Origin of the sequence: Streptomyces sp. NPDC014656, from assembly GCF_043084305.1 — a bacterium.
Classification (GTDB): Bacteria; Actinomycetota; Actinomycetes; order Streptomycetales; family Streptomycetaceae; genus Streptomyces.
Genome location: NZ_JBIBZN010000006.1, coordinates 60,074 through 79,716, shown reverse-complemented (window position 1 = coordinate 79,716; position 19,643 = coordinate 60,074). Strand labels below are relative to the sequence as shown.

The following is a 19,643-nucleotide window of genomic DNA, read 5'->3' as shown; positions in this document are numbered from 1 at the left end:
GAAAGAGCTCTCACATGACGACAGGACATGACGGTCACGGGGATGTTCGCGACGATTCCGTCGCGATCGTCGGAATGTCTTGCCGGTTGCCCGAAGCGGCCGGGACGAAGGAATTCTGGGAGCTCCTGAGAAACGGACGCACCGCCGTCACCGAAATACCGGAGGACCGGCGGGACGGAATATCGGGCTCGGTCGGTTTCGACGGCGGGGCCCGCTTCGGGGCGTTCCTGGACGCGGTCGGCGACTTCGACGCCGCCTTCTTCGGGATCTCCCCGCGGGAAGCCGCCGCCATGGACCCGCAGCAGCGGCTGGTCCTCGAACTCGCCTGGTCCGCCCTGGAGGACGCCGGCATCGTCCCCGCCGCCCTGGCGGGCAGCGCCGCCTCCGTCTTCGTCGGCTCGCTCCGCGACGACTACGCCGGCCTGGTCCTGAGCGGCGGCGACGCCGCCATCACCCAGCACACCAACACCGGCACCCACCGGGCGGTCATCGCCAACCGCGTCTCCTACGCCCTGGACCTGCGCGGGCCGAGCGTCGTGGTCGACACGGCACAGTCCTCCTCGCTCGTCGCGGTCCACCTGGCCGCCCAGAGCGTCCGCTCGGGCGAGTCGCCCGTCGCCCTCGCCGCCGGAGTCAACCTCAACCTCCTCGCCGAGGGCGCGCTCGGCGCGAAGCGCTTCGGCGGCCTCTCGCCCGACGGCCACAGCTACGTCTTCGACGCCCGCGCCAACGGATACGTCCGGGGCGAGGGCGCCGTCGTGCTGGTCCTCAAACCGCTCACGGCCGCCCTCGCCGACGGCGACGACGTCTACGCGGTCATCCGCGGCAGCGCCGTCAACAACGACGGCGCCACCCCCGGCCTGACCGTGCCCAGCCCCCAGGCCCAGGAGCGCGTGATCCGGGCCGCGCTGCGGCGCGCCGGCACCGCCCCCGGCCAGGTGCAGTACGTGGAGCTGCACGGCACCGGCACCCCGGTCGGCGACCCGGTCGAGGCGGCCTCCCTCGGCGCCGTCTTCGCGGACCGCGCCGCGGACGGGACCGGCCGCGAGGACCCGCTGCTCGTCGGCTCGGTCAAGACCAACGTCGGACACCTCGAAGGCGCCGCCGGCATCACCGGCCTGCTCAAGACCGTCCTGGCCATCCGCCACCGCCGCCTCCCGGCGAGCCTGGACTTCGAGACCCCCAACCCCGCGATCCCCTTCGACGACCTCGGGCTCCGCGTCCACACGGCCCTGGCCGACTGGCCGCGCCCCGACCGCCCGCTCGTCGCCGGCGTCTCCTCCTTCGGCATGGGCGGCACCAACGCCCACGTGGTCCTCGCCGAACCGCCGGCCCCCGCGGAGCGCCCGGCCGCGGAACCCGCCGCCCCGTCCCTCCCCGTCGCCGTCCCCGTCTCGGGCCGGACCCCGGAGGCCCTGCGGGCGCACGCCGCGCTGCTCAGGGACGCCGGGATCGCCCCGTACGACCTCGGGCACTCCCTGGCGACGACCCGGACGGCCTTCCGGCACCGGGCCGTCGTCCTCGCCTCGGACGCCGAGGAGCTGCGCACCGGCCTCGACGCCCTCGCGACGGACACCCCGGCCCCCCACGTGATCACCCGCCCGGAGCCGGATCCGGGGACGGAGACGGATCCGGAGACGGAGCCGGGGGCGGGGGCGGAGCCGGATTCGGGGACGGTTCCGGAGGCGGCGGCCGACGGAGCCGGGGCGCCCGCCGAGGACTCCGGCGACGCGGGCGAACCCGCCCGGCTCGCCGCCGCGTTCGTCCGCGGCGAGGACGTCGACTGGACGGTGCTCTACGCGGCGCCCGGAGCCCGGCGGGTGCGGCTGCCGGGCTACCCCTTCCAGCGCGAGCGGTACTGGACGGGCACCGACCCGGCCCCCCGGGACGGCGCCGGGACCACCGGCGCGGCCGGTACGGACACCGGTACCGCCGCCCTGGTCAAGGCGGAGATCGCGGCGGCCCTCGGCGCCACCGACCCCGACGCCGTCGACCAGGACACCAACTTCCGGGACCTCGGCTTCTCGTCCCTGATGACCGTCGAACTCATCGAGGGCCTCTCCGCCGCCACCGGCCGGAACCTCTCCAGCGGCCTGCTCTTCGACCACCCCACGCCCCGGGAACTCACCGCCCACCTCGCCGCGACCGCGACCGGCACCGGCCCCGCCGCCCGCCGCCCGTCCCGCACCGGCCCGGCCGCCCCCGCGCGGACCGGCGCCGCCGACGAGGACGCCGTCGCCATCGTCGGCATGGCCTGCCGCTACCCCGGCGGCATCGCCTCGCCCGAGGACCTGTGGCGGGTGGTCGCCGAACAGCGCGACGTCATCGGCCCGTTCCCGCACGACCGCGGCTGGACGGCGGGCGAGGGCTACTCCCCGGTCGGCGGCTTCCTCACCGGCGCCGCCGAGTTCGACCCCGCCTTCTTCGGCATCTCGCCCCGCGAGGCGCTGGCCATGGACCCGCAGCAGCGGCTGCTGCTCCAGACCTCCTGGGAGGCCCTGGAGCGGGCCGGAATCGACCCGAAGGCCCTGCGCGGCAGCCGTACCGGCGTCTTCGTCGGCGGCACCGCCTCCGACTACGGCCCCCGGATGCACGAGGCGGGCGACGAGGTCGCCGGCTACGTCCTCACCGGCACCACGACCAGCGTCCTGTCCGGCCGCATCGCCTACCAGCTCGGCCTCGTCGGCCCCACCCTCACCGTCGACACCGCCTGCTCCTCCTCGCTCGTCGCCCTGCACCTCGCCGTCCGCGCCCTGCGGTCCGGCGAGGCGTCGGCGGCGCTGGCCGGCGGCGTGACCGTCATGGCGACCCCCGGCATGTTCGAGGAGTTCTCCCGGCAGCACGGACTGGCCGCCGACGGACGGTGCAAGCCCTTCTCGGACGCCGCCGACGGCACCGGCTGGGCCGAGGGCGTCGGCATGCTGGTCCTCGAACGCCTCTCCGACGCCCGCGCCAACGGCCACACGGTGCTCGCCGTGATCCGGGGCAGCGCGGTCAACTCCGACGGCTCCTCCAACGGACTGACCGCCCCCAGCGGCCTCTCCCAGCAGCGCCTCATCACCACCGCCCTCGCCGACGCCGGACTGACCGGCGCCGACGTGGACCTCCTGGAGGCCCACGGCACCGGCACCTCCCTCGGCGACCCCATCGAGGCCGAGGCCGTCCTCGCCACCTACGGGCAGGACCGCGAGGCCCCGCTCCTGCTGGGCTCGCTGAAGTCCAACATCGGCCACACCCAGGCCGCCGCCGGCGTCGCCGGCGTCATCAAGGTCGTCCAGGCCATGCGCCACGAGGTGCTGCCCCGCAGCCTCCACGCCGACGTCCCCACCCCCCGGGTGGACTGGACCTCGGGCCGGGTCGAGCTGCTCTCCGAGGAGCGGCCCTGGCCGGAGGCCGGCCGGCCCCGCCGCGCCGCCGTCTCCGCCTTCGGCATCAGCGGCACCAACGCCCACCTCGTCCTCGAACAGGGCGAACGGACCCCCACCGCCCTGGTCTTCACCGGACAGGGCGCCCAGCGCGCCGGCATGGGCCGCGAACTCCACGCCTCCTCCCCGGTCTTCGCCCGCGTCCTCGACGAGGTGTGCGCCGCCTTCGAACCGCACCTGGACCGGCCGCTCAAGGAGCTGATGTTCGGCGACGACCCGGCGCTGCACCAGACCCGCTACACCCAGCCCGCCCTCTTCGCCCACGAGGTGGCGCTGGCCCGCACCGCCATGGAGCACGGCCTCGTCCCCGACCTGCTCGCCGGGCACTCCATCGGCGAGCTGACGGCCGCGCACCTGGCCGGGGTCCTCTCGCTGCCCGACGCCGCCAAGCTGGTCGCCGCGCGCGGCCGGCTGATGCAGCGGGCCCGTTCCGGCGGCGCGATGATCGCCGTCGAGGCCACCGAGGCCGAGATCACCGCGAGCCTGGTCGACGGCGTCGTGGTCGCCGCCGTCAACGGACCGGTGTCGGTGGTGATCGCCGGCGACGCCGAGGCCGCCGAGACCGTGGCCGCCGGCTGGCGGGAGCGGGGCCGCAGGGCGACCCGGCTGACCGTCAGCCACGCCTTCCACTCCCCGCACATGGACGAGGTCCTCGACGAGTTCCGCGCGGTGGCCAGGACCGTCGAGCACCGGCCGCCGGCCGTCCCGGTCGTCTCCACGGTCACCGGCCGCCCGCTGCCCGCCGACCCCGACGGCTACGCCGACCACTGGGCCGAGCAGATCCGCGGCACCGTGCGCTTCCACGACGCCGTCCTCGCCCTGCGGGAGGCCGGGGCCGCGCTGTTCGTCGAGGCGGGCCCGTCCGCCGCCCTCACCCCGCTCATCCGCTCCGCCGGCGTCGCCCGGGTCGTCCCGCTCGGCCGCTCCACCGGCTCCGAGCCGGACGTCCTGCGGGCCGCCCTGGAGCGGATCCACGGCGCCGAGCCGACCCACCCCTTCCTCCGCGACCGGTACTGGCTGCCGCCCCGCCCCGCGCGCGCCGCCTCCGAGCACCCGCTGCTCGACTCCGTCGTCGAACTCGTCGACCGCGACGAGGTCGTGCTGGCCGGCACCGTCTCGCTGGCCGGCCACCCGTGGCTCGCCGGCCACGTCGTCGGCGACGCCGTCCTGCTGCCCGGCACCGCCTTCCTGGAACTCGCCCTCTTCGCGGGCGAGCGGGTCGGCCTGCCCGAGGTGGCGGACCTGACCTTGGAGTCCCCGCTGGCCCTCCCGGCCACCGGCTCCGTCACCGTGCAGGTGACCGTCCGCGAGCGGCGGCTGACCGTCCACTCGCGGCGCGACGGCGAGCGGGAGTGGACCCGGCACGCCTCCGGCCTGCTCCAGGCGCCCGGCCTCGCGCCGGAGCCCGCGGCGGACGACCCGGGCGCGTGGCCGCCGGCCGGCGAGCCGGTCCCGGTGGAGGACGCCTACGAGCTCCTCGCCGGCCGCGGCTACGCCTACGCCGGGGCCTTCCGCGGCCTGCGGGCGGTCCACCGGGACGGCGAGACGCTGTACGCCGAGCTCCGGCTCCCGGAGGAGCACCTCGGCGCCGCCGACGGGTTCCTGCTGCACCCGGCCCTGACGGACGCCGTGCTCCACCCCGTCGTCCTCGGCCTGGCCGACGGCGCGCAGGGCACCCGCCTGCCGTTCGTCTGGAGCGGCGTGCGGACCCATCGGGCCGTCGCCGGCGGCACCGAACTGCGGGCCAGGATCACCCCCGTCGGCCCCGACACCTACGAGCTGCTGCTCGCCGACGCGACGGGCGCCCCCGTCGCCACCGTCGACGCGCTGACCCTGCGGGCGGCCGCCTCCGGCGGCACCGGCACCGAACCGCTCTACGAGGTGGCCTGGCGGCCCGCCCCCGCGCCCGCCGACGGCGCCGCGGCGCCCACGGTCGTGGAGATCGACCCGGGCGGGGACCCGACCGCCGCCGCCGGCCGGGCGCTCGGCGCCGTCCAGGAGTGGGTCACCGGCGATCACGACCCGGCCGAACGGCTCGTCCTCGTCACCCGCGACGCCGTGGCCGCCGCCCCGGACGCGGCGCTCGCCGACCCGGCCGCCGCCACCGTCTGGGGCCTGGCGCGCACCGCCCAGAGCGAGTACCCGGACCAGATCGTGGTCCTCGACGTCGACCCGGAGGGCGGCCGGGACGTGCGGGCCGCCGCCGACGCGGCCGTACGCACCGGAGAGCCGCAACTCGCCCTGCGCGACGGCGTGTTCCTCGTCCCCCGACTGACCAGGACGGCCCCGGCCACCGCGCCCGCAGCCGAGCCCGGTACCACCACCGGTCCCGGCGGCGGCGCCGCCACTGGCCCCGCCACCGGCTCCACCGACCCCGCAACCGGCCTCGGCTGGGACCCCCGCGGCACCGTCCTCGTCACCGGCGGCACCGGCGGCCTCGGCGCGCTGGTCGCCCGGCACCTCCACCACCGGCACGGCCTGCGCAACCTCCTGCTGGTCAGCCGCCGGGGCCCCGCCGCGCCCGGCGCCGCCGAACTCCGGGCGGAACTCGACGGCGCCCGCGTGGTCGCCCTCGACGTCACCGACCGCGCCGCGCTCGCCGAACTGATCGACGGCCTCCCCGCCGACGCCCCGCTCACCGCCGTCGTCCACACCGCCGGCGTCCTCGACGACGCCACGATCACCGCGCTCACCGAGGAACGCGTCCGCACCGTCATGGGCGTCAAGGCCGACGCGGCGCGCCACCTCCACGAACTGACCGCCCACCTCCCGCTCGACGCCTTCGTCCTCTTCTCCTCCGTCTCCGGCCTGCTCGGCACCGCCGGCCAGGCCAACTACGCGGCCGCCAACGCCTACCTGGACGCCCTCGCCGCGCACCGCCGCGCCCAGGGCCTGCCCGGCAGCTCGCTCGCCTGGGGCCTGTGGCAGGAGGGCATGGGCCACTCCCTCGGCGCGGCCGACCTCGACCGCTGGACCCGCTCCGGCTTCGCGCCGCTCACCGCCGCCCAGGGCCTCGACCTCTTCGACCGCGCGGTGACCGCCGCGACGGCCCTGCCGGTCCCCGCCGCCCTCCGGCTCTCCGGGATCCCCGCCGCCGCGCCGGTGCCGGCCCTGCTGAGCGGCCTGGTCAGGCGGCGCCGCGAGCCCGCCGCCCCGGCCCCCGCCGGACCGGACGGCGCCGCCCTCACCGAGAAGCAGGCCCGGGACCTCGTCCGGACGCACACCGCCGCCGTCCTCGCCCTGCCCGCCCCGCACCTGCTCGACCTCTCCAAGGCCTTCCGCGAGCAGGGCTTCGACTCGCTCGCCGCCGTCGACCTGCGCAACCGCCTGGGCGCCGCCACCGGACGCCGGCTGCCCGCCACCCTGGTCTTCGACCACCCCACACCGGAGGCACTGGCCCTCTTCCTGGCCGAGTCCTCGGCCCGGGCCGCCGGGGAGCGGAAGCCCGCCGCCCGCCGGACCGGCACCCGCTCCGACGAGCCCATCGCCATCGTCGGCATGGCCTGCCGCTTCCCCGGCGGGGTCCGCTCCGCCGACGACCTGTGGCGGCTCGTCCTCGAAGGCCGGGACGCCGTCTCCGAGTTCCCCGTCAACCGGGGCTGGGACCTGGACGGCCTCTACCACCCCGACCCGGACCACCCCGCCACCAGCTACACCCGGCACGGCGGCTTCCTGCACGACGCCGACCTCTTCGACGCGCCCTTCTTCGACATGTCGCCGCGCGAGGCCCTCGCCACCGACCCGCAGCAGCGCCTGCTCCTCGAAACGGCCTGGGAGACCTTCGAGGACGCCGGCATCGACCCGACCGGTCTGCGCGGCAGCCGCACCGGCGTCTTCGCCGGCGTCATGTACGACGACTACGCCGCCCGGCTGCCCGCCACCCCCCGCGAGGTGGAGGGCTTCCTCCTGGCGGGCAACACCTCCAGCGTCGTCTCCGGCCGGCTGGCGTACGTCTACGGCCTGGAGGGCCCGGCGATCACCGTCGACACCGCCTGCTCCTCCTCGCTCGTCGCCCTGCACCTGGCCGCGAACGCGCTGCGGCAGGGCGAGGTGGACCTCGCCCTGGCCGGCGGCGTCACCGTGATGACGGGCCCGAGCACCTTCGTGGAGTTCTCCCGCCAGAAGGGCCTCTCCACCGACGGCCGCTGCAAGTCCTTCTCGGCCGCCGCCGACGGCACGGGCTGGTCGGAGGGGGTCGGCCTGCTCCTCGTCGAGCGGCTCTCCGACGCCCGCCGCAACGGCCACCGGGTCCTCGCCGTGCTCCGCGGCTCGGCCGTCAACTCGGACGGCGCCTCCAACGGCCTGACCGCCCCCAACGGCCCCTCGCAGGAACGGGTGATCCGCTCCGCCCTCGCCGACGCCGGCCTGTCCGGCCGCGACGTCGACCTCGTCGAGGCGCACGGCACCGGCACCCGCCTCGGCGACCCCATCGAGGCCCAGGCCCTGCTCGCCACCTACGGCCAGGACCGCGAGGAGCCCGTCCGGCTCGGCTCGCTGAAGTCGAACATCGGACACGCCCAGGCCGCCGCCGGCGTCGGCGGCGTGATCAAGGCGGTCCAGGCGCTGCGCCACGGCGTCCAGCCCCGCACCCTGCACCTCGACGAGCCGTCCCCGCACGTGGACTGGTCGGCCGGAGCGGTCGAGCTGCTCACCGAGCGGCAGGACTGGCCGGAGCTCGGCCGGCCCCGCCGCGCCGCCGTCTCCGCCTTCGGCATCAGCGGCACCAACGCCCACGTGATCCTGGAGCAGGCCGAGACCCCCGCCACCGCCCCCCGCACCCCGGCCGCGCCCACCGCCCCGGGCGCGCCGGACCCCGCCGCACCGCCGGTCCTGCCGCTGGCGCTCTCCGCGCGCGGCGAGGACGCCCTGCGGACCCGGGCCGCCGAGCTGCGCGCCCACCTCGACGCCCACCCCGGCCTCGACCCGGCCGACGTCGCCGGCACCCTGCTCACCCGGCGGGCCCGGCTCGACCGGCGGGCCGTCGTCCTCGGCACCGACCGGGAAGCCCTGCTGCGCGGCCTGGACGCCCTCGCCCAGGGCACCGCCACGGCACCCGGAGTGGTGCGCGGCGACGGCACCGGACGCGGCGCGACCGCCTTCCTCTTCACCGGCCAGGGCGCACAGCGGCTCGGCATGGGACGCGGACTGTACGAGCGCTCCGCCGTCTACCGGGCCGCGTTCGACGAGGTCTGCGCGCACCTCGACCCGCTGCTCGGCCACCCGCTGACCGGGGTCGTCTTCGCCGAGCCGGACAGCGCGGACGCCGTGCTGCTCGACCAGACCGACCACACCCAGGCCGCGCTGTTCGCCGTCGAGGTGGCGCTGTACCGCTTCGCCGCGCACCACGGCCTCACCGCCGACTACCTCCTCGGGCACTCCGTCGGCGAGGTGGCCGCGGCCCACGTGGCCGGGGTGTTCGACCTGCCCGACGCCTGCCGCCTGGTCGCCGCCCGCGGCGCCGCCATGCGGTCGGCCCGCGACGACGGGGCGATGGCCGCCCTGGAGGCCACCGAGGCCGAGGTCCTGGACGCGCTGCCGGCCGGCGCGGAGATCGCCGCCGTCAACGGCCCCCGCTCCGTGGTGGTCTCCGGCGACGAGGCCGCGGTCACCGCGGCGAGCGGGCACTGGGCGGCCCTCGGCCGGCGCACCCGGCGGCTCGTGGTCAGCCACGCCTTCCACTCGGCGCACATGGACGAGGCCCTGGACGGCTTCCGGGCCGCGCTGGACGCCGTCACCTTCCACGAGCCCGCCGTCCCGGTCGTCTCCAACGTCACCGGGGCCCTGGCCGAGGAGGGGCAGCTCACCTCGCCCGACTACTGGGTCGCCCACGTCCGCCGGGCCGTCCGCTTCTCCGACGGCGTGCGGACCCTGCGCGACCACGGCGTCACCGAGTTCGTCGAACTCGGCCCGCACGCCGTGCTGACCGCGATGGTCGCCCAGGCCCTCGCCGACGACGACGCCCCCGGCACCACCGGTGGCGCCCGGGTCGCGATGCTCCGCTCCGGCCGCGACGACGTGGAGACCGCCTACGCGGCCCTCGCCGCCCTGCACGTGCGGGGCGCGGCGGTCGACTGGACCGCGCTGCTCCCGGCGACCCGTCAGGTCCCCCTCCCGCGCTACCCCTTCCAGCACCGCCGCTACTGGCTGGAGGCCCCGTCCTCCGGACATCCGCTGCTGGGCACGGTCGTGGAACTCGCCGACGGCACGACGCTGCTGACCGGCGAGACCTCCGCCTCCGGCTGGGCCGGCGAGCACCGGATCCGCGGCGAGGCAGTGGTGCCCGGCACGGCGCTGCTGGAGATGGCGCTGTACGCCGGCGAGCTGCTGGACTGCCCGACCGTCGCCGAACTCACCCTCACCGCCCCGCTGGTGCTGCCCGCCGACGGGCCCGCCGCGGTGCAGGTCAGGGTCGAGGCGCCGGACGGCGCCGGAGCCCGTACCGTCGTCGTCCACTCCCGCCCCGCACCGGGCGAGGGCGACGGGTACGGCGGGGACGGCGCCGACGGCGGCGAGGACCGCGGCTGGACCGCGCACGCCCACGGCGTCCTGGTGCCCGGCCGGGCCGCCCCGCCCGCCGCCGCCGCACCGGCCGGCGCCGAGGTCGACCTGACCGGGGCGTACGAGCGGCTGAGCGAACACGGCTACGACTACGGCCCCGCCTTCCGCAACCTCCGCACGGTCCGCCGCGACGGCGACGACCGCTTCGTGGAGGTCGCGCTCCCCGAGCGGCAGCGGGCCGAGGCGAGCCGCTTCGGCCTCCACCCGGCCCTGCTCGACGCCGTCCTGCACGTCCTGCTCCCGGGTGTCGTCGATCCCGCCGCCCCGGCCGTGCTGCCCTTCTCCTGGAGCGGCGTCACCCGCCACGCCACCGGCGCCGCGGCGCTGACCGCCACGGTCACCGTGAGCGGCGGCACGGCCCGGCTGACCGCCCACGACGGGAACGGCGAGCCCGTCCTGACCGTCGACGAGCTGGCCCTGCTGCCGCTCGGCCAGGGCGGGACGCCGGCCGGGCTGCACGCGGTCGTCTGGCGCCCGGCGGGCACCGACGCCCCGCCGGCCGCCGAACCGTCCGTGGCGCACGACCTCACCGCGGCCACGGCCGACGGCGACGGCGGCACCGAACACACCGGCAGCACCGGCAGCACCGGCGACGTCGGCGCGCGGGCCCGGGCCGCCGTCCACTCCGTGCTCGGCCTGCTCCGCCGGGTCCTGGCCGAGGACGACGAGCGCCGCCACGCCTTCGTGCTCGCCCCCGGCCTGCGGCACGCCGCCGTCCGCGGCCTGCTCCGCAGCGCCCAGGCGGAGAACCCCGGCAGGATCCAGCTCGTCGAGGCCGACGCCACGGCGACCGGGGAGCTCCTCGACGCGGCCCTGCGCTCCCCGGAGCCGGAGCTCGCGATCCGGGACGGCGTCCTCCTGCTGCCCCGGCTCGGCCGCCCCGCCGCGGCCGGCACCGGCACCGCCGTCGACTGGAGCGCGGGCCCGGTGCTGATCACCGGCGCGACCGGGACCCTCGGCGCGCTCCTCGCCCGCCACCTGGTCGTCCGCCACGGCGCCCGGCACCTGGTGCTGGTCAGCCGCCGCGGCGAGACCGCGCCCGGCGCCGCCGAACTCCGCGCCGAGCTGGCCGGACTGGGCGCCGAGGCCGTCCTCGTCGCCGCCGACGTCAGCGACCGCACGGCCCTGGAGGCGGTCTTCGCCGCCCACCGGCCCGCCGCCGTCGTGCACACGGCGGGCGTGAACGCCGACGCCACCCTGGCCGGCCTCACCGCCGAACAGCTCGACTCCGTCCTGCTGCCCAAGGCCGACGCGGCCTGGCACCTGCACGAACTGGCCGGGGACAAGCCGCTGGTGCTCTACTCCTCCGTCGCCGGCCTCCTCGGCACGGCGGGCCAGGCGAACTACGCCGCGGGCAACACCTTCCTGGACGCCCTCGCCGCCCACCGCCACGCCCTCGGCCTGCCCGCCGTCTCCCTCGCCTGGGGACTGTGGGCCGAGAGCAGCGGCATCTCCGGCGACCTCACCGAGGTCGACCTCCAGCGCCTGGCCAGGACCGGGCTGCGCCCGCTCGACACCGCCGAGGCGCTCGGCCTCTTCGACGCCGCCGTCGAACGGCTCGGCGGCACCGGCACCCCGGTCTTCGCGCTGACCCGCGTCGACCGCCCCGCCCTGCGCGGCCGGACCGGACTGCCCGCGCTCCTGCGCGACCTGGCCGGACCGGCCGCCGCCCCCGGGACCGGCCGCGCCGCCGGCCGCCCCGGACCGGACGCCGACACCGCCCCGGTCCTCGACCGGGCCGGACTCCAGGACGCCGTCCGCCGCCAGGTGGCCGCCGTCCTCGGGTACGCCGACCCCGGCGAGGTCGACGGGGGGCGCTCCTTCAGCGAGCTCGGCTTCGACTCGCTGACCGCCGTGGAGCTGCGCAACCAGCTCGGCGCCGCGCTCGGACGGCGGCTGTCCGCCACCGTCGTCTTCGACCACCCCACCCCCGACGCGCTCGCCGCCCACCTGTGGAGCCTGGCCGAGGCCGACGGCGCGTCCCCGGCGCGCGACGCGGCGGCCCCGGCCGGGCGGCGCCCCGCGACGGACGGCGACGACGAGCCGATCGCGATCGTCGGCATGGCCTGCCGCTACCCGGGCGGCGTCGCCTCCCCGCAGGACCTGTGGCGGCTGGTCGCCGAAGGACGCGACGCCACCTCGGACTTCCCCGTCAACCGGGGCTGGCCGGGCGACCTGTACCACCCCGACGCCGACCACCCCGGCACCTCCACCACCCGCCGCGGCGGCTTCCTGCACGACGCCGACCTCTTCGACGCCGAGTTCTTCGGCCTCTCGCCCCGCGAGGCGTCCGCGCTCGACCCGCAGCAGCGCCAGCTCCTGGAGACCACCTGGGAGGCGGTGGAGAACGCCGGCCTGGAGCCGGGCGCCCTGCGCGGCACCCGGACCGGCGTCTACGTGGGCGTCATGTACAGCGACTACGGCTCCCGGCCCGGCCTGCCCTCCGACGGCGTGCAGGGCTACCTCTACAGCGGCAGCGCCGGCTCCATCGCCTCCGGCCGCCTCGCCTACACCTTCGGCTTCGAGGGGCCGACCCTCACCGTCGACACCGCCTGCTCGTCCTCGCTGGTCGCCGTGCACCTCGCGGCAGGCGCGCTGCGGAGAGGGGAGTGCGAGCTCGCGGTGGCGGGCGGCGCGACGGTGATGTCCACGCCGACGCCGTTCATCGAGTTCTCCCGGCTGCGCGGACTCTCCGAAGACGGCCGCTGCAAGTCCTTCTCGGACGACGCCGACGGCACCGGCTGGGCCGAGGGCGCGGGCATGCTGCTGCTGGAGAAGCTGTCGGACGCCCGCCGCAACGGCCACCGGGTCCTCGCCGTCCTGCGCGGCTCCGCGGTGAACTCCGACGGCGCGTCGAACGGACTCACCGCCCCCAACGGCCCCGCCCAGGAACGGGTGATCCGGGCCGCGCTCGACTCCGCGCGGCTGGCCCCGTCCGACGTCGACCTGGTCGAGGCGCACGGCACCGGCACCCGGCTGGGCGACCCCATCGAGGCCCAGGCCGTCATGGCCACCTACGGCTCCGACCGGGAACACCCCGTCCTGATGGGCTCGCTGAAGTCGAACATCGGACACGCCCAGGCGGCCGCCGGAGTCGGCGGCATCATCAAGGTCGTGCAGGCCCTGCGCCACGAGCTCGCCCCGGCCACCCTGCACCTGGGCACCCCGTCCCGGCACGTCGACTGGGCGGAGGGCAAGGTCGAACTGCTCGACCGGGCCCGCCCCTGGCCGCGCGGGGAGCGCCCCCGCCGGGCCGGCGTCTCCTCCTTCGGCTTCGGCGGCACCAACGCCCACGTGATCGTCGAGGAGGCGGAGCCGGAGCCCGGGACGAAGACGGAGACCGCCCCGGCGCCGCTCCCGGGGGTCCCGCTCCCGTGGGTGCTCTCCGCCCGCGGCGAGCAGGCCCTCGCCGACCAGGCGGAGCGCGTCGCCGGCCTGCGGACGCCGGACGAGGCGTACACCCTGGCGACCCGTTCCGCGCTGCCGTACCGGATCGCCGCGACCAGCGCGGCCGGGCTGCGGGACGCCGTCCCGGTGCGCCCGGCCGGCGGCGGCCTCGCCTTCGCCTTCACCGGCCAGGGCGCGCAGCGCGTCGGCATGGGCCGCGAACTGGCCGCCGCCCACCCCGTCTTCGCCGCCGCCTTCGACGCGGTCTGCGCGGAGTTCGGCGACGCGCTCGGCACGGCCGTCCGGGAGGCGATCGCCACCGGACGGGACCTGGACGAGACCGGTACGGCGCAGCCCGCGCTGTTCGCCGTCGAGGTCGCGCTCTTCCGGCTCGTGGAGTCCTGGGGCGTCCGGCCCGACCTGGTGCTCGGCCACTCGATCGGCGAACTGGCCGCCGCGCACGCATCGGGCGTCCTGACGCTGCCCGACGCCGCCCGGCTGGTCGCCGCCCGGGGCGCTCTGATGCAGGCGCTGCCGCGCGGCGGCGCGATGGTCGCCGTCGAGGCGACCGCCGCCGAGCTGGACGGGCGGGAACTGCCGCCCGGCGTCACGGTCGCCGCCGTCAACGGCCCGGCCTCGCTGGTGCTCTCCGGCGCGGAGGAGCCCGTACTGGCCTTCGCCGCCGAGGAGTTCGCGGCCCGGGGTCGGCGCACCAAGCGGCTCGCCGTCAGCCACGCCTTCCACTCGCCGCTGATGGAGCCGATGCTGGAGGACTTCCGGGCGGTCGCCCGGGAGCTCTCCTACCACCCGCCGGTGATCCCCGCGCTCTCCACCGTCACCGGCGGCCCCGCCGAGCGGTGGACCGACCCCGAGTACTGGGTCGACCAGGTCCGGGCGACCGTCCGCTTCCACGAGGCGCTGCTCACCGCCCGGGACGGGGGCGTGCGCACGGTGCTCGAAGTGGGACCCGACGCGGTCCTCACCGGCATGATCGCGGCGGCCTTCCCCGCCGAGGAGGCCGACAGCCCGGTCGGCGTGCCGCTGCGGCGGGAGGGCCGGCCCGAGCCGGAGACCCTCGCGGAGGCCGTCGGCACCCTGTTCACCCGGGGCACCGAGCCCGACTGGAGCGCCGTCCTGCCCGGCGCGCGCCCGGTCGACGCGCCCACCTACGCCTTCCGGCGCAAGCGGTTCTGGCTCACCCCGGTCGGCGGGAGCGACGTGACCGGCGCCGGACTGCGCGCCACGCGCCACCCCCTGCTGGGGGCGGCGGTCGACCTCGCCGCCGGAAGCACCGGAAGCACCGGAAGCACCGCCACCGGAAGCGGCGGCGGCACCGGGGAGGACGGCGGCCGGGGCACGACCGTGTCCACCGGCCGGATCTCCCTGGCCGGCCACCCGTGGCTGGCCGACCACCGGGTGGGCGGCGCCGTGGTCGTGCCCGGCACCGCCCTGGTCGAACTGGCCGCCACCGCCGGACCGCTGGAGCGGTTCACCCTCGGGGAACCGGTGGTCGTCCCGGAGACCGGCGGGCTCGTGCTCCAGCTGACGGTGGACGGCTCCGACCTCACGCTCCACTCCCGGAGCGACGACCCGGACTCCGACGGCCTCCCGTGGACCCGGCACGCCGTCGGCACCCTCGCCGCCGACCGCGGCGCCCCCGCCGGGGACGCCCCCTGGCCGGAGGACCTGACCCGGATCGACCTCGACGGCCTGTACGACCGGGTCGCCGGCCACGGCTACGGCTACGGCCCCGCCTTCCGGGGCCTGCGCTCGCTGCACCGGCACGGCGAGGAGCTGTTCGCCGAGATCGCCGCCGACCAGGACGCGGAGGGCTTCGCCGTCCACCCCGCGCTCCTCGACGCGGCCCTGCACCCGCTGCTCCCCGGCGTCGCCGACGACAACCGGCCGGCCATGCTGCCGTTCTCCTGGTCGGGCGTCCGCTTCCACGCCGGACCCGGAGCGCCGGGCGGCACGGTCCTGCGGGCCCGGATCACCCCCACCGGACCCGAGTCGGTGCGCCTGGTCGTGAGCGACGCCGACGGAACCGTCCGCTTCGAGGCCGAGGAGCTGGTCCTCCGCCCGCTCACCGGCCTCCCGACCGCCGCCTCGGCCGGCGCGAACCTGCTGTACGCACCGGTCTGGCGGCCCCTCGACGGGGCACCGGCCGGAACGACCGCGCCGGACCGGGCCCTTGAGGTGACCCAGGTCGACGCCGGCCCGGGCGAGCTGCCCGAGCGCGCCCGGCGGGCCGTCCACCACACCCTCGGCGTGCTGCGGGAGCGGCTCGCCGCCGACACCGCCGGACGGCTCGCCGTCGTGGTCGGCGCCGACCTCGCCCACGCCGGCGTCCGGGGCCTGGTCCTGAGCGCCGCCGCCGAGCACCCCGACCGGTTCCTCCTGGTGGACCGTCCCGACTGGGACGGCACCGGCGACGTCCGCGACGAGGTCGCCGCGGCCCTGGCCCAGGCCGGAGCCGCGCTCGCCGCCGAACCGCAGGTGCGGATCGCCGACGGGAGGCCGCTGGCCCGGAGGCTGGTCCGGCACCGCCCGGCCGTCGCCGGGCCCGACGACCGGGGGAGCGGTTCCGTCCCCTGGGCGGAGGGCACCGTCCTGGTCACCGGCGCGAGCGGGGCGCTGGGGACGGCGCTCGTCCGCCACCTGGTGGAGCGGCACGGCGCCCGCTCGCTGCTGCTGCTCAGCCGGAGCGGTACGGCCCCGGCCGTCGAGGACCTGGACGACGGCGTCCGGCTGCTCGCGGAGGCGTGCGACGCCACCGACCGCGACGCGCTGGCGGCGGTCGTCGCCCGGCACCGCCCCGTCGCCTTCGTCCACGTCGCCGGCACCCTCGCCGACGGCACGCTGGCCGGGCTCACCCCCGACCAGCTCGACACGGTGCTCCGGCCCAAGGTCGACGCGGCCTGGCACCTGCACGAACTGGCCGGGGACAAGCCGCTGGTGCTGTTCTCGTCGATCGCCGGCCTGCTCGGCACGGCGGGCCAGGCGAACTACGCGGCCGGCAACACCTTCCTGGACGCCCTCGCCGCCCACCGCGGCGCGCTCGGTCTGCCCGCCGTCTCGCTGGCCTGGGGCCTGTGGGAGACCGGCATGGGCGGCGCTCTCGCCGAGGCGGACCTGCGGCGGATCCGGGGCCTCGGGCTGCGCGCCCTGGCGGAGCCGGAGGCGCTCGCCGCCTTCGACCTCGCGACCGCGCCGCTCGCCGCCCCGGCGGCCGGCGGGTCCGACGGCACCGTGCTCGCCGTGACGGGCGTCGACCGGGCGGCCCTCGCGGCCTCCCCCCGGCCGCCCGCGCTGCTCCGGGACCTCGCGCCCCGGACCGCGCCCGCCGGGGCGCCCTCGCCGGCGACCGGGCGGCCGGAGGCGGCGGGCGCCGCCCTCGCCTGGGAGCAGCCGGGCGCGGTGCTCGACCTGGTCCGCCGGGAGGTCGCCGCGGCGCTCGGGCACGAGGACCCCTCCGCGATCGCCTCGGAGGCATCGTTCACCGAGCTGGGCTTCGACTCGCTGACCGCGGTCGAGCTGCGCAACCGGATGGCGGCGGCCACCGGTGAACGGCTGCCCACCACCCTGGTGTTCGACCACCCGACCCCGGCGGCCCTGGCCGGGTACGTGCGGGGCGTGCTGGCGGCGGCCAGGACCGCTCCCCTCCTGGACCAGCTGGAGACGCTGATCCGGGACGGGCGGCTGGAGCCGGAGGCGATCGGCAGGCTCCGGGAGCTGGTCGGCGGCGCGCCGGACGGCGGCCGGGCCGGCCAGGTGCCGGAGACGCTGTTCGACGGCGATCTGGACGCGGCGGCCGACGAGGAACTGTTCGCCCTGGTGGACGAGTTCGAGTGACGGTCCCCGGTCCGGAAGCGGTGACGGCCCCCCCCGCGCACCCGCGTGGGGGGGCCGTCACCGGGGGCCGGGGGTCAGCCGGCGCGGGAGCCGTCGAGCCGGTGGAGGCTCTCGTTGCGCACCGCCGACAGCAGGAACTCCACCAGCTGTTCGTTGGTGATCCGTTCGGGCCGGGCCAGCGTCACCGTCATGGTGTGGCTCTTCCCGCCGGCCCAGGAGGGGCGCCGCTCCAGCAGCTCCGGCCGGGCGGCGGCGATCACGAACAGCGGTCCCTCGCCCGCGGACTCGACCAGGTCGCCCACCGCGTCCAGGGCCATGTCGGGGGAGAGGTGCAGGTCGTCGAGGCACAGCACGAGGGGGCGCCGCTGGACGGCGAGCAGCAGGAACTCCCGCCAGCCGTCCAGGACCTCGGTCTGGCGGACGGTGCCGGGGGCGGGCTCGCCCCCGGGGTCGAGCAGGGGCCACAGGAGCGGCAGCCGCCGCTCCCGCACGGCCTCGGAGCGGTACAGGTCGCGCGAGGCGTGCTCCAGGGCCGCCCGCACGGCCTCCGGCGAGTCCTCGGGACCGGTGCCGCAGTAGGCGGCGAGGAGCCGGCCCGGGACGGCCAGCGGGGACTCGCCGGGGCTCCCGGACGCCCGCGCCGACAGCACGAGCGGCCCGTCGGCCTCCTCGGTCACCGAGCGGCGCAGCTCGGCCAGCAGCCGGGTCTTCCCGGTGCCGGGCTCGCCGATCACCGTGACCAGGTGGGGCACGGCCCGCTGCCGGGTGCGCTTCACCAGGCCGCGCAGCACGTCGAGTTCGACGGAGAGCTCGCCCCCGCCGGTACCGCCGCGCCCGTCGTCCCGGACCGCCACGGCCTGCCACTCCAGCGCGTGGGCGTCGGAGCGGCGGTAGCGGACGGTGTGCTCGCTCGCCCGGTGGACCTCGTCGCTGACCCGGACCTCACCCGCGGGGGACTCGCACAGCAGCTCCTGGGACTCGTCGAGGATGTCGCCGAAGACCGCGGGGACCGCGTCCCGTCCGCGCCTGCGGAGCATCACCTCGCCCGTGGTCACCACGACGTGCACCGTCGACCGCTCCGTCCCGGTGTCGGCCGGGTCGGGCACGTCGAGGACGTCGCGGATGGCGAGCGCCGCGAGCACGGCCCGCCGGGCGTCGTCCTGGTGCGCGTCGTCCGGGCGGGGGGCTTCGAGCCCGAACAGGCCCACGGAGATGGAGCCGATGGCGGCGGTCACGACGCCGCCGAACCGTTCGATCTGCTCCCGGACCAGCAGTTCGGCTCCGTCCAGCAGGTCGTCGAGCTCCCGGTCGCCGGCGCCTCCGCCGAGCGAGGAGGCGATCCGGGTCCGTACGGACACCACGCTGACCTGGCGGCGTTCGGTGCCGGGTCCCCGGCCCTCGGCCCCCCGGCCGTCCGCCCCCCGCCCCGCCGTCCTCCCGTCCGCGGCCCTTCCCTCCGCCGTCCTCCCGCCCGCCGTCCCGCGCTCCCCGGACTCCCGTCCGCCGGCCGGGCGGCCGGGCGCGGCCGGGGCGAGGACGAGCCGGTCCCGCGCTCCCCCGTCCTCGGCGGCGCCGGGCCGGGCCGGGGCGCGGGGGAGCAGCAGCGAGGGGTCCTGGGTGAGGATCCGCTGCTGGAGCGCCTGGAGGCCGTGCCCCGGTTCCAGGCCCAGGCTCTCGACCAGCACGGCCCGCACCCGGCTGTAGACGGAGAGGGCGTCGGCCTGCCTGCCGCAGCGGTACAGCGCCAGCATCAGCTGGCCGCACCCGCGCTCGCGCAGCGGCTCGGCCCGCACCATCGCCTCCAGCTCCGCGAGGATCCCGTGGTGGCGGCCGCAGGCCAGCTGGGCCTCGACGTAGTCCTCCATCGCGTCGAGCCGGGCGCTCTCCACGGCGGCCAGCTCCGGCCAGGCGACGTCCTTCTCCACGAGGTCGGCGAGGGCGGGCCCGCGCCACAGCGCCAGCGCGTCGCGCAGCAGGGCCACCGCCGCTTCCGGGGCGCCCGCGGCCAGCCGGTCGCGGCCCCGGCCGGCGAGCGCGTGGAAGTGGTGCAGGTCGACCTGTCCGGGATCGACCCGCATCATGTAGCCGGGGGGCCGGGTCAGCAGCGCGGGGGCGGCCGGGCCGTTCGCGCCGCGGCCGGAGGCGAGGGCGCCGCGGAGTCCGTAGACGGCGTTCTGGAGGATCTTCCGCGCCGTCACCGGTGCCTCGTCGCCCTCCCAGAGCGCGCTCAGGAGTCTGCTCGTCGGCACCACCTTGTTCGGGTGGAGGAGCAGGAAGCCGAGCGTGGCGCGCTGTTTGGCGCCCCCGAGCCCCACCGGCCTGCCGTCGTCCAGCACTTCCATCGGACCGAGTAATCGGAACTGCATCGAACTCCCCCATCAGGCAACCCGTACCGCGACCCGCCCTGCCGGCGGACGCCCG

The 19,643-nt window shown here is 77.5% G+C and carries 2 protein-coding genes; one reads left to right on the top strand and one right to left on the bottom strand.

Features of this window, described 5'->3' with window-relative positions:
- Nucleotides 1-14 precede the first annotated feature (14 nt).
- A complete protein-coding gene (locus tag ACF1ED_RS16270; protein ID WP_391760859.1) occupies nucleotides 15-17,222 on the top strand; it encodes an SDR family NAD(P)-dependent oxidoreductase in 17,208 nt (5,735 codons plus the stop codon).
- A gap of 74 nt (nucleotides 17,223-17,296) precedes the next feature.
- On the opposite strand, the gene ACF1ED_RS16265 is transcribed toward ACF1ED_RS16270, so the two are convergent.
- Nucleotides 17,297-19,564: a BTAD domain-containing putative transcriptional regulator gene (locus ACF1ED_RS16265; RefSeq protein ID WP_391760857.1), complete on the bottom strand. Its 2,268-nt coding sequence runs from the start codon at nucleotides 19,562-19,564 to the stop codon at nucleotides 17,297-17,299.
- Nucleotides 19,565-19,643: the final 79 nt, after the last annotated feature.